Source organism: Amycolatopsis pretoriensis, from assembly GCF_900107925.1.
In the GTDB taxonomy this organism is placed as follows: domain Bacteria; phylum Actinomycetota; class Actinomycetes; order Mycobacteriales; family Pseudonocardiaceae; genus Amycolatopsis; species Amycolatopsis pretoriensis.
Genome location: NZ_FNUJ01000007.1, coordinates 364,310 through 376,174 on the forward strand (window position 1 = coordinate 364,310; position 11,865 = coordinate 376,174).

Consider the following 11,865-nt stretch of genomic DNA (forward strand, 5'->3'; position numbering starts at 1 on the left):
TCACCTGGCGGCGGTTGCTGTCATTCCACTTCTCGTGGACGCCGGAGGAAATCCTACAGTTGACCCTTTTCGACTTCGATGACTACGTGGTGTTCGTCGAGGCAGCCAATAAAGGGGGGTAGCCGATGGCCACCCTTCAGTACAACATCATTGCCCTCGACCAGTTCACGGCGACATTCGAGCGAGCCGCTGCGGAAATCGAGCGCATCAGTGGACGCCTCGAACGGCTCAATGGGCAGTCCGCGCGGGTGGCCGTCGACGTCAAGACCGACGACAGCCAGAAGGCACTCGACAGCTTTACCACCCGCTTCCAGCTCATGGCGGCGGGAATCATCGCCGCCTCTCCGGCGGTCGGAGCTGCCATTCTCGGCGGCGCCGGCGCCGGTTTCATCGGGCTCGCCGCCCTCGCGGTCCAGTCGAACGACCAGGTTAAGCAGACCTATCAAAATCTGTGGTCCAACGTCGTCAACGAAACCAAGGCGGGCGCCGCACAGCTGGCGCCGCAGATCGTCGCGGCCGGGAACCAGATGGGGGCGGCGGCCGACCGCCTCGGCCCGCAGCTCCGCCAGGCATTTTCGGCCGCTGGGCCGGACATCACGGCGTTGTCCCGCGGCGTAACGACCTTCGCCACCAACGCCATGCCCGGCGCGGTGTCCGCGACGCAGGCATCGCTACCGATCTTCGAGGCTGCGGCGAACGTGATGGGTGTCCTCGGGACTTCCTTCTCTACCAACGTCCAGTCGATCGGTCAGCACTCTTCGGACTACGCCCGGTTCGTCACCTCGATCGGCAACGTCACGTCCTCGGTGCTCGGCGTGATCGTTTCGGTGGTCAACGACATCGCGTCCGCCTGGGCCGGCAACGCGGACGAAATCGACGCAGCGATCGCCGGCGTCGCCGACGTCATCACCGGCCTCGCCCAAGGCGTCCTGCCGGTGTTCGCGGCGGCGCTCGGCGCGGCAGCATCCGCAGTCCGTGAGATCACGGCCGTACTGGGGCCGATGGCCCCGGTCCTGGGCACGCTCGCCGCGCTTGCGCTGGCTGCGTGGGCGGCGTTCAAGGGCGCATCGCTGGTGACAGCGGGTGTCAAGGCATTGTCCAGCACGGTCCTTGACGTCGGCACGGCCATGGAGAAGGCGGCGACCCGATCGGCCGCGACCGTAGCCGCGATGCAAGGCGTGTCGGTCGGGTCGTCGGCGGCGGCCGGCGCGATTACCACTGCCGGGGCGGCGGCGAGCAGTGGCGCCCTCCGCTTCGGCGTCATGGCTTCCGAACTCGCCGGGCCAGTGGGCATCGCCCTGATCGCCGGTGTCGGCCTGTTCGCTCTGCTCAAGTCGCAAGTGGATTCCACCTCGGGTGCGACCGACGCACTGAAGGGCAATCTCGACGGCGTCACTTCGGCTCTGGAGTCGACCGACGGCGCGATCAGCAATTCCGTCATCAAGGCCCTGCAGAACGAACAAGGCTTCAAGGACGCCGCGGCCGCGACCGATGCGTTCGCCATCAAGCAATCCGACCTCGCCACCGCAGTAACGCAAGGCGGCGTGAAGCTCGACTCCCTCAAGGCCAAGCTTCAAGCGATCATCGACGCTCACAAGCAATACGCCACCGATGAGGTCACCGGTGAGCTGAACTTCACCGGCTACGACGACGAAGGCGCCGCCGCCGCCAAGGCGCTAGATGCCGTGAACCTCCTGACCAAGGGGTTCAAGGGTTCCCAGGACGCAGCGGCGGAGAATCAGCGGGCGATCGAGCAACACGCCTCGGCGATGACAAGCACGCCCGAGGGGTTCGCGGCCGCCGGCAGTGCGGCGATGCTGTTCGGCGGAAGCCTCGGCACTGTCCGGGCGGGACTCGACAACGTCGCAAAGTCCAGCGGCGATGCGAGCATCAGCCTCGACGACGTCGTTCAGAAGTACGAACAAGGCGCGCTCGCGATCGCGAATGCGACGGCCTCAATCCAGCAGGGATTCGCCCAGGCGGACAAGGCCGTCGCGCAGGCACAGAATGCCGTGTCCGACGCGGCGCACTCGGCGTCGAACGCGAGCCGCGCCATCGGAGATGCCCGGCATTCCGAGGCGCAAGCGGCGCAAGCGGTGGTCCAGGCCGAACAGGCGGTCGCCGACGCCCAGCGCGGCGTCATGACCGCCCAACAGAACTACGTCAAGGCCCAGGACCAAGAACGGCAGGCGCAGCGGGCACTGTCCGAGGCACGCCAACAGGCGGTCAAGGACCTCAAGGCGCTCCACGACCAACTCGAGGACGCGTTCACGTCCGAGGCGCAAGCGCGCGTCCGACTGTTCGATGCCCAGCAAGCGGCCGCCGGATTCGGCATCACCGGAGGCAACGCCAAGGGCATAGCGAGCCAAACAGTCACGGCCGAGAACGAAGACAAGGTCAAGGCGGCGATTGACCTGCTCAGCGCACAAAACGCGCTGAACCAGGCCCAGAGCAATAATGTCGATCTCCGCGACAAGGTCGCGAAGGCCGACGCCGCTGGGGTCAACGGCGCTCAGAATGTCGTCGCGGCACAGCAAGCCGTCGTCGCCGCGCAACAGCAGGTCAGCGACTCGGCATACGGCGTCGACCAGGCCAAGCGATCACTGACGCGAGCTCAACAGGGTGTTGCCGATGCGGCGTACGGCGAACAGCGTGCACACCAGGCGGTCCGAGACGCCCAGTACCAGGCCAGCAGGGCGGCCGACCAGCTTCGGCAGGCAAAGGAGGCTCTGACCGAGGCTGAAAAGGCGGCTTCACGGTCGCTGGACGTCAGCACCGAGGCAGGGCGCCGAAATCTGGGTGAGCTGTTCAACCTCGCGAACGCGATCAAGACCGAGTTCGGTCCCACCTCGGCGGGGTACAACACCTTGATCCAGAAGACCGCGGACGCGTTCGGCATCACGACCGACAAGGCCGCGGATCTTCTCAAGGGCCTGCACCAGATTCCGCAGGACTGGCGATTCGACGTCACTGCGGTGGCCAATGTGGACACCGCGTCGCTTCAGCAGGTGTTCAAGGGAACCGACGCCGGCGGCTACTACAACGACTCGAAGAACGTCAAGAAGACGATCGGCGGGACAGGATACGCCGAGGGCGGCCACATCCGCGGCCCCGGCGGACCGACGGGCGATGCGATCCCGGCGTGGTTGTCGGACAACGAGTACATCCAGCCGGCCGACGTCGTCGACTACTACGGCATCGGGTTCATGGACGACGTCCGCCGCAAGCGTCTCCCGCGGTTCGCGCGTGGCGGCGCGGTCCGGTGGAACGCGTTCGGCGCCGGCGCAGGCGCGGCGTACATCTCCACCGTCGACGCCCTCACCGCGATGGGCCTTCCGCACCCTGCCCAGCTCCCGCAGTGGACGCCGCCGGTCGTGCCGATCCCGACGTTCGGAGGCGTGCCCGGTAACCGAGCGGGCAACGTGGAGATCGTCCGGCAGGTCTTCGCGTCGATGTTCGGATGGACCGGGGCGGAATGGGACGCGGCGGTGGCGCTGATCATGAGCGAGTCCGGGTTCAACAACACCATCAAGAACCCGACGAGCACGGCCTACGGAATTTTCCAATTCTTGGACAGCACGTGGGGCGGGTACGGCATTCCCAAGACGTCGGACCCGACCTTGCAGGCGATCGCCGGCGGCCGGTACATCCGGGCTCGCTATACCGACCCGATCAACGCGTGGGCGTTCAAGCGCTCGCACAATTGGTATTCGCAGGGTGGCCCGGTCCATGACGTCGGAACGATGCTCTACGGCCGGCCGAAGGTCCTCGACACCGGCGGCACCGTCGACCCGGGCTTGAACCTCATTTACAACGGCACTGGCCGGGGCGAGACCGTCCGCACCGGTGCGACCGAGGACAAGTTGTTGGCCGCTGTCACGCAGATCGCGGCAGCACAGAGCACGACCGGAACGTTCGTCGGGGCTCTCTACCTGGAGTCCGGCGAATTCCTCGGGAAGGTACGCGGCGAAGTCGCGCAGGAATTCCGGCGTATGGAGCTCGCAAGCGGGGTGCTATGACCGCCGAGATCACCACGTGGATCGACGCGTCCGGGTCGGCGACCGTTCTGGACGTCGACTTGGACGCGTCGGGCCGCTTCATGCCGGAGCCGGCGTTCATCTCGAACGCTGTTCCCGGTGCACCTGGCGAACGGCTCCGGTCCGCGCGTCACTCGGTCCACGACTTCACGATCCGCGTCGTCATCAGCGGCGCGAACGAACCAGCCGTCCGGGCATCGTTGCGGGCGCTCATGACGGCGATGGACCCCACCCGCGGGGACGGAATCATCCGGGTTCAGTCCCCGCTCGGCGACACACGCGAAATCGTGTGCCGGTACGTCGGCGGCCTGGGCCTGGACGAGAAGGTCGGTAACACCGGCCCGCAAGTCCAGTTCGCCGACGTCAAGTTCCGGGCCTTCGATCCTTTCTGGCGGGACCCCAGCGATGTCGTGACGGCCCCGTACGTCGTGGGCGTCACGCCGACGTTTTTCCCGTTCTTCCCGATCCGGCTCACCGCCTCGGAAATCGCGGTCGACACGTCGATCACCAACGGCGGCGACACCGAGGCGTGGCCGGTCTGGCAGATCACCGGACCGGGATCGTCCATCGTGCTCCGCAACCTGACCACCGGCAAGTTGCTTCAGTTCACGTCCCTAGTACTCGGGGCCAGCGAATTCGTCACGATCGACACGCGACCCGAGGCAGTGACGCAGGTGGTCAAGTCCGACGGAACGCAGATCTTCTACGACCTCACGGCAACATCGTCGTTGTGGTCGCTAGCCGTTGGCCTCAACGCGATCCGCTTGGAGATGGCGACCGCGGCCGCCGGCTCATCGTCGCTTGTCCTGAGCTACCGACAGAAATACGTGTCGCCATGACCTTCGAGTGGCGCCTATACGTCCGGGACGCGAATTATCAACGGCAAGGTGAGATCCGCGACTACACGTCGGCCACGCTTTCGCCCGTCTACAACGACGTGGGGACTTGGTCGATCACCCTCGACCGCAACTCGCCGATGGCTCCGTATCTGACAACGCCGGGGTGGGGAATCATCGCCACCCGCAACGACGTTGCGTTGTTTACCGGTATCACGACGAACATCCGCCACGTCGTAGGTGCGACCGACAACCACATGGAGATCTCGGGTTCGACAGACGAGATCTGGCTACAGAGTCGACTAGTGTCGCCGTCGCCGGGGGAATCGTCGGCCCCGTACACCGTGCAAGCCGTCGACGTCCGGACCGGCCCGGCGTCAACGGTTCTGATCGGCTACGTCAACGCGAACCTAGGCCCCGGCGCTGTCACGACCCGCCGCAAGGCTGGCTTCACTGTCGGCGCGGACCCGGTGATCGGGGCGAGCGTGCGCGGCGAAGGCCGTTGGGACGCCGACCTTCTCACGTTCATCCAACCAATGGCGCAGACCGCGAACGTCGGGTTCCGTGTCGTCCAGGTCGGTGCCGGCCTTCAGTTTCAGGTGTTCGCGCCCACGGATCGATCGAGCACCGTCAAATTCTCGGTGGCCCTGGGCAATCTGTCGGCCTTTGAGTACAGCAGCAGTCGGCCCCGAGCGAACTATGTGTTCGTCGGCGCGAGCGGCACCGGCACTGCTCGCATCATCAAGGAATTCGCCGACGGACCCGCGATCGCGACGTGGGAACGGATCGAAGGACCACTAGCCAACCAGGGGACCACGTCGGACAGCACGGCCATCGCGCAAGCGGGGGCGGATGCGTTGGCGCAGAACAGCGAACAGGCATCGCTCACGATCACACCGCTTGAAAAGCCGAACCTGATGTACGGGGTCCACTACGCGCTCGGCGACATCGTGACCGTGCAGCTGGAAGGGCCGGCGCAGACGCCGTACACCGAGTCCGGCCAAATCGTCGACCTGCTGCGTCAGGTGACGATCACGTTGTCGAAAGACGAACAGACCATCACGCCGACGATCGGCACGCCGGCCAAGGGCACGATTCCCCGCCTCATACGCGCGTTCCAGCAACAGGCACGGCGAATCAACAACTTGGAGAGGACGTGAGCGGGGCCCATGGCAACGACGCTTGACACCTACATGCCGTACGACAGCGGCCCCGGCTCCAACGTGACCGAAGACGGCTGGCGCCAGTTCGCCCGACACTTCCGCGGCGACGGCGTGATCCGCAACGTGGGCAGCGAGTTCCGTCCCCTCGGCGACTCGACCGGAATGCAAGTCAAGGTGCCGGCGGGTGAGTGTTGGATTCGCGGGCAATGGGGGTCCAGCACCGCCACGAAGACTCTGCCCATTGCTGCGGCGCACGCGACCCTGCAGCGGCTCGACCGGGTCATTCTCCGCAACGACTTTCTCAACAACCGCATCGAGCTGGACGTCCTCACCGGCACGCCGGGAAGCAGCAGCTACCCGAGCGTGACCCAAAGTACGGCGATGTGGGAGATCCAGCTCGGACAGGTGACGGTGCCGGCCGCCGCGGTCACCATCACATCGGGCAACGTCCGCGCGATCCCGGAGTACACCGACGGCTCGTGCTCGTACACAGTGGACGCCGGATTCCAAACCGTCGCGAGCGGCACAACTGGCGCCCGCATCGACTTCGACGTGGAACAATTCCCGAGCAGCGTGGTCGGGCGGCCGAGCATCCGTGAGTGGCAGCTCAACCGCGCGGGAATGTGGCTGATCGTCTTTAACCTGTACTGGGACAACCCCAACGGAACCGGAAGTCGCCGGGCGTGGATTCAACGTCAGAACGGCGGCAGCCCCAACCCCGTGAAGCTGGCCTGGGACACGCGGGTGCCTGTGACGGATATTGGTCCGGCGCACAACATCTCAGCACTTGAACGGTTCTCCTCCGGCGAGATCGTCGAGATGTGGGGCGCACAGAACTCGGGCGTGAGCATCAACGTCCTCGGCACGTCGACGTTCAACGAAGGGACGCGCGTGCAGCTGTATTGGCTCGGACCGTGATCCGGCGTGTTCGGCTACGCGGCCGATGATCCCGGTGCCGGCCTCGCCGATGTCACGACGTGGGTCAACTTCGGCGTCTTGGGCTTGGTGGTCCTTTCGCTGTTGACGGGGTGGCTATGGGCGAAGCCGTCCGTTGACAAGTTGCAAGCCGAAAAGGACCGAGCGGTCAAGGAACGCGAACACGCGGACGCCCAGAGAGACGCCATGGCAACGGTTTTGCAAGAGAAGCTGTTGCCAGTCGTGGGCGATTTCATAGCCACGACGCGCGCCCTGATGCCCGTGCTGCAGCAGTTGCAGCAACTTCAAGCGATGATCCCGATTCTTCAGGAACTCATCCGTGCCAACGATGTAGGTGATACGCGTGGCACCCGACCGCCCCCGCGGGAACGGAAGCGCAAGACGTGACTACGAACCCGAGGAAGTCGACGCGCTGACACAACGCGCCTCGGAGTTGCTTGACCAGCTCCACGAGGTGATGGCGGAGATGTCCGCACGTCTGCGGACATTCCTGGGAGAAGAGGACAACTCCCCATGAGCCGATGGCCTTTCCGGCGCCGACCGCGAGACGCACACCAGCCGCGAACGGCGACCCAGGACACAGAGGTGGCCCGATTGACCGCAAAGGCGGACCTCATCATGGACGAACTCGAATCGGTCGTCGGCCAGATGGCGGACATGCTCCGGGAAGCACACGGGGGCAATGATGACTGAACCGTGTAGCGACGACGACCGCGTCCGCGTGTTCGCGGCGGCCGAACGTCTACAGGACTCGATGACGGATCTCGGCGCCGAACTGGCGACTCTCCGCGCGTACGGCCAACACAACCGCCGGTATATCTGGGGGTTGTTCGTGTCGTTGGCGCTCGACGTCGCGCTGTCCATTGTGGTCGCCGTGGTCGCCGTCCAGGCGAACGAGGCGTCGTCGCTGGCGAACCAGAACCGGCAGGCCCAGCGCACTACCTGCGAGGCGGGGAACCAGGCGCGCGCCGTCTCGGTCCAGCTGTGGAACTACGTCTTGGACGCCACGAAGGACGACCCGCGGAATCAGACACCGGAACGTAAGGCGTTGATTGCGAAGTTCCGGACATACATGGAATCCGCTTACGCGCAGCGGGATTGCGCCGCTGCGGACAAGTAGAGGCGGCCGGCCATGAGGTCAACCGGACACCGCGGCTTCATCCGAGACGGGAAGTGGGTGCCGGCATGACGCAGTTCGCCGACTACTCGGCCGGTCGGCCCTCGGGTGCGGCGCTCAAGGCCGCCGGCTTCACGGGCGTCGTGCGGTACGTCGGGCTCGGCAGCGCCGGGAAGCGGCTCACTGCGGCTGAGTACCGCGACCTGGTCGCCGCCGGGGTTCAGGTACTCCTAGTCGCCGAACTCGGCGTAGGCGACTCCTGGGGCACCGCGACGGACGACGACTACGCGCGGGGCAAGGCCAACGCCGCGGCCGCGCTCAACGATGCCCACGCTTGCGGCATACCGGACCGCGACATCGTGATCTTTGCCGCCTCGGACGCCCAGCCGTCCGCGACCTGGCATGTCACCGACACCGTCAAATACGTCAGAGGGTTCCGCGACGTGCTCGGTCTCAGCCGAACCGGCCACTACGGGTTCGCCGCGACCAACCAAGCCGTCCACGCCGCCGGCGTGGCGTCGTTCTACTGGCGGTGCGGGGCGGAGCCCTCGGCGGCCGACAAGGGGTGGGTTCACCTCTGGCAACGCAACCGCAACCCGACGACGCGGGTGGTGGCGGGCGTGCCCTGCGACATCAATGACGTGTACCGGCCGATCTCGCCGGTCGCGCCATCCCCAGTTCCCACGCCAGCCGTTGAGGAGGACGACGCCATGGACCCGATCCAGCTCCCGGTGTCCGAGAGCACGACGTACCGGACGATCCCGTGGAACGGTCGCGCCGCCGTGCTCAACTTGATCACCACGAACACGGATCTTTTCGTGGCGCGGCCGGGGAACTGGGGGCCCGGCGGCGGCACGGGCGGCGGTGACCCGACCAACCCGAACCTCCCGCGCGCGGGTGACGGGTGGCGGATCACCGCCAACCTCCCGGGTGCTTTCACCGTCCCCGGCGGGACCACCCGGATTTTCCTTGCCTACTCATGCGCGAGCCTCGCCTACGCGTGGCCCGTCGCTACGGCCTAATTTACATGCACGTGCACTCTGGCACGGGCTTCTTACACTCCGAGCATTTGATGTCAGGCAATTCTTCGCCGTAGTCGGCGAAAAAATCGTCTTTCTGCTGTTGCGTGTAGTTTCCGTATTCGTCTGCTGGCATGGCTAGAAAACGTCCGTTCCTGGTGGTGGACTGCGGGTGGTTCAGATCTTGGTTTCGTCGACCTCAACCACGGCGGGACGATGGTCTGTGCACTGGCCGACGACGTCGGTCCCCACCACCCGGTAGCTGGTCACGGCGGCCTCGGGAAAGTTGTAAGTCACGTAAACCCGGTCAATCCGGCGCGGCTCGTTGGTGTCGGTGTGGTGGTGCCCGGTGGTGGCCTCCCAATCCGCGCCGACCAGCTGGGCGCAGTCACGGAACCGGCCGTACCGTTCGAGCCGGATCGCGCCGTGCCGGTCGACCTCGCCGTTGAGGTCGTAGTGCAAGGCGTGGGAGACGTCCCACGGCTTCCCCTTGTACGGGTCTTTGTCGTAGGTCTCGTCCGAGCCGATGCCCTGCCAGTCGCCGCCGACGATGCCGGGGATGCCGTCGTTCCGATTGAATGCCCGCATGACAACGCCGGCGTCGCGCCAGCCGCCGGACAGGCCGGGGTCGAAGTGGCTGAAATGCGCCGACCCGACCCGCAGTGGCCGGCCGCCCACGTCGAACAGCACGACGGCCATCCCATGCGAATTGCCGTAGACGTCGCTGTCATACGGGGAGAAGCGGCGCGGAACCACGTCGATCCCGTGCCGCCACAGGACACCCGTGTGGTGTCGGGTCTGACTGATTGACGCCGTAGCCCGTTCGTCGGCGCTGCACGTCAGGCCGAGGGCGTCGGCCAGGTCGATGAGCGCGTCTTCGGCGGCCCGGAGGCGAGTCAGGGCGTCGCCACCGTTGTCGGGCCCGGAAATGAGTTCCTGGACGACGAGAATATCGGGCTTCTGACTGGCCAGCATGGAGACCAATTGCGCGTACCGGGCGTATTGCTCCGGGTCTTTGCCGTCGTAATTCATCAAGTTTGCCGTGACGAAGTTGATCACGGTCGAGTCCCCTCGGCGGTACGGGTGGCGCCTCCGGTCGGCGCGAATTCGAGCCAGCACGACACCATCCGGTGATCCGACAGCTCTTTGTCCCCCGGCTTCGGCACGTGGACCTTGTACGAACCCGGTACGAGACGGGCGGGCGTGCGGTCGCTGACCATGATGCGGTCGATCCTCATCCCCGAACCGCCATCGACCCACGGGTTGACGGTGACGGTGAAGTCGCCGGCTCGCTCGCCAGCGTCCCACCATCCGTGCTCGAGAAAGCTATCGATGGCGTCGGTGTTGACCTTCCACACTCCGTTCGGCCCACGGACGCCCTTCTGGCTGCGCTTCTGCGACTGCCCCTGATCGTCGCATCGCTGCCCCCAGTCCGCTGGGACGATTTCCTTCGGGTGTCCGCTGGTGGCATTGAAGTCACCGCCAATGACGGCCGAGTGCTGCGCCATCTGTCCGTCCTGGCTGGCCTGCTGGTCGAATACCGTCGCCCCGCCGGAGCCATTCCAGTGCACGGACTTGAGCTGGATGTCATGCCCGTTGATCCGCGCCGTCAGCGAGTTGGCCAGACTGCGCCGCTGCGTCTCGCCGTACCAACGCAAAGGGCGAACATAGCGGGGATCGATGAACAGGCCGGGCACGTTCACCGAGCCGTGGACTTCCGAGATGAACGCCTCATAGTTCGTCTTCGGGAGGGTGTTGCCGGCCTCGTCCTCGTCGTACCCCCACAGGGACGCAAGGGTTTCCTTGACGTCGAACAGTGGAGCGGACTGGATCATCGGATCGGTGTAGTACGTGCATTCCGACAGGAACAGGATGTGCGGGGGGCTGTCCAATGCGGACAACATGGCGAAGAGCTTCCCGTGGTCGTGCTGACGCGTGTCGCGGTCGTACCCGCCACGCTTGAGATTCAGCGCGACAACGTGAAGTTTCAAGGGGTTGAACAAGATCTACCCTTTCGTTCGGGCCCGCTCGGCGGGCTGTCATGGAGGGGGTTGGGCCGGTGGTCGGTGGCCCGTGCTAGTGGTCTAGCGTGCGCATCCACAGGTTGTTGGCCTCTTCGCGGGTCAGACCCCCGCCCTGTTCGGTCGTTGTCTCCGGTTCTTCGGCGCCGCCTTCGGGGGCACCTTCGGTCGGGGACTCGGTCATTCGATTACCTTTCTCTTTCGGCGACATTAAGCAACGGCGGGACGGTTTTCGTCTTATCCAGTTGCTCCGCCACCACTCGCACGATGAATGGCTCACGTGTCGTTCAGATCTCGTTGGGTACGACGGTGAAGAAAGATTTGATCAGCGCGGCGTCCCATCCGAGGAAGTCGCGCGCCTCGAACCATGTGGCAGTAGCGTCGACCCACATGCGATATTCGTTGCGGTTGAGCGAGGTTCGCGCGTCGTCGCCCAGGTTTTCGGTGATGTAGGCGTCGAACGATAGGCGGCCGTCAGCGGCATCTCTTACTTTCAGGGCGATTTCGTCGTCCCAGTCTGGGGCGGTAGCGTCGGGCTTCGTGGTGGTGATCCAAGCCCAGTCGTACATTTTTCCTGCGGCGTCGCGCCGTTCGATCCGTGCCGCCCACAGTCGTCTCGGCCCATGCGGGTATTCGTATACACCCATGTCCCAGGCGTTGTACCGGATGTTGTGCTTTTCGATAAAGTCGAGGCCGAAAAAGTAGTCGTCGTCTTCGACGGGTTCGGGTGCCACGG

General features: G+C 65.3%; 11 protein-coding genes. 7 read left to right on the forward strand and 4 right to left on the reverse strand.

Annotation, left to right across the window (positions count from 1 at the left end):
- Positions 1-125 precede the first annotated feature (125 nt).
- From BLV96_RS31565 to BLV96_RS31595, 7 genes are all read left to right on the forward strand, one after another.
- On the forward strand, positions 126-4,019 hold the full coding sequence (locus tag BLV96_RS31565) for an aggregation-promoting factor C-terminal-like domain-containing protein (RefSeq protein ID WP_086674037.1): 3,894 nt from the start codon (positions 126-128) through the stop codon (positions 4,017-4,019).
- On the forward strand, positions 4,016-4,876 hold the full coding sequence (locus BLV96_RS31570; protein WP_086674035.1) for a phage distal tail protein: 861 nt from the start codon (positions 4,016-4,018) through the stop codon (positions 4,874-4,876). The genes BLV96_RS31565 and BLV96_RS31570 overlap by 4 nt, the downstream gene beginning before the upstream one ends.
- A complete protein-coding gene (locus BLV96_RS31575; protein ID WP_086674033.1) occupies positions 4,873-6,033 on the forward strand; it encodes a siphovirus ReqiPepy6 Gp37-like family protein in 1,161 nt (386 codons plus the stop codon). Before BLV96_RS31570 ends, BLV96_RS31575 begins: the two co-directional genes overlap by 4 nt.
- Positions 6,034-6,042: 9 nt before the next feature.
- Positions 6,043-6,954, forward strand: coding sequence for a hypothetical protein (locus BLV96_RS31580; RefSeq protein WP_086674031.1), 912 nt, complete (start codon positions 6,043-6,045; stop codon positions 6,952-6,954).
- Positions 6,955-6,960: 6 nt separating this feature from the next.
- A complete protein-coding gene (locus tag BLV96_RS31585; protein ID WP_086674029.1) occupies positions 6,961-7,359 on the forward strand; it encodes a hypothetical protein in 399 nt (132 codons plus the stop codon).
- A 298-nt stretch (positions 7,360-7,657) separates the two neighbouring features.
- Positions 7,658-8,092: a hypothetical protein gene (locus tag BLV96_RS31590; RefSeq protein WP_143051053.1), complete on the forward strand. Its 435-nt coding sequence runs from the start codon at positions 7,658-7,660 to the stop codon at positions 8,090-8,092.
- 65 nt (positions 8,093-8,157) lie between these two features.
- Positions 8,158-9,111 carry a glycoside hydrolase domain-containing protein gene (locus BLV96_RS31595; protein ID WP_086674025.1) on the forward strand — a complete coding sequence of 318 codons (954 nt, stop codon included), beginning with the start codon at positions 8,158-8,160 and terminating at the stop codon, positions 9,109-9,111.
- Positions 9,112-9,285: 174 nt separating this feature from the next.
- On the opposite strand, the gene BLV96_RS31600 is transcribed toward BLV96_RS31595, so the two are convergent.
- The 4 genes from BLV96_RS31600 to BLV96_RS49335 form a co-directional block, all read right to left on the reverse strand.
- Complete coding sequence (locus BLV96_RS31600; protein ID WP_086674023.1) at positions 9,286-10,167, reverse strand: endonuclease/exonuclease/phosphatase family protein; 882 nt, start codon at positions 10,165-10,167, stop codon at positions 9,286-9,288.
- Complete coding sequence (locus tag BLV96_RS31605; RefSeq protein ID WP_086674021.1) at positions 10,164-11,111, reverse strand: endonuclease/exonuclease/phosphatase family protein; 948 nt, start codon at positions 11,109-11,111, stop codon at positions 10,164-10,166. The genes BLV96_RS31600 and BLV96_RS31605 overlap by 4 nt, the downstream gene beginning before the upstream one ends.
- Positions 11,112-11,184: 73 nt before the next feature.
- A complete protein-coding gene (locus BLV96_RS51300) occupies positions 11,185-11,313 on the reverse strand; it encodes a hypothetical protein (RefSeq protein WP_279627559.1) in 129 nt (42 codons plus the stop codon).
- Positions 11,314-11,416: 103 nt separating this feature from the next.
- The gene (locus tag BLV96_RS49335; RefSeq protein WP_143051054.1) at positions 11,417-11,863 is read right to left on the reverse strand and encodes a hypothetical protein; all 447 of its coding nucleotides are present in this window, start codon (positions 11,861-11,863) and stop codon (positions 11,417-11,419) included.
- Positions 11,864-11,865 lie beyond the last annotated feature (2 nt).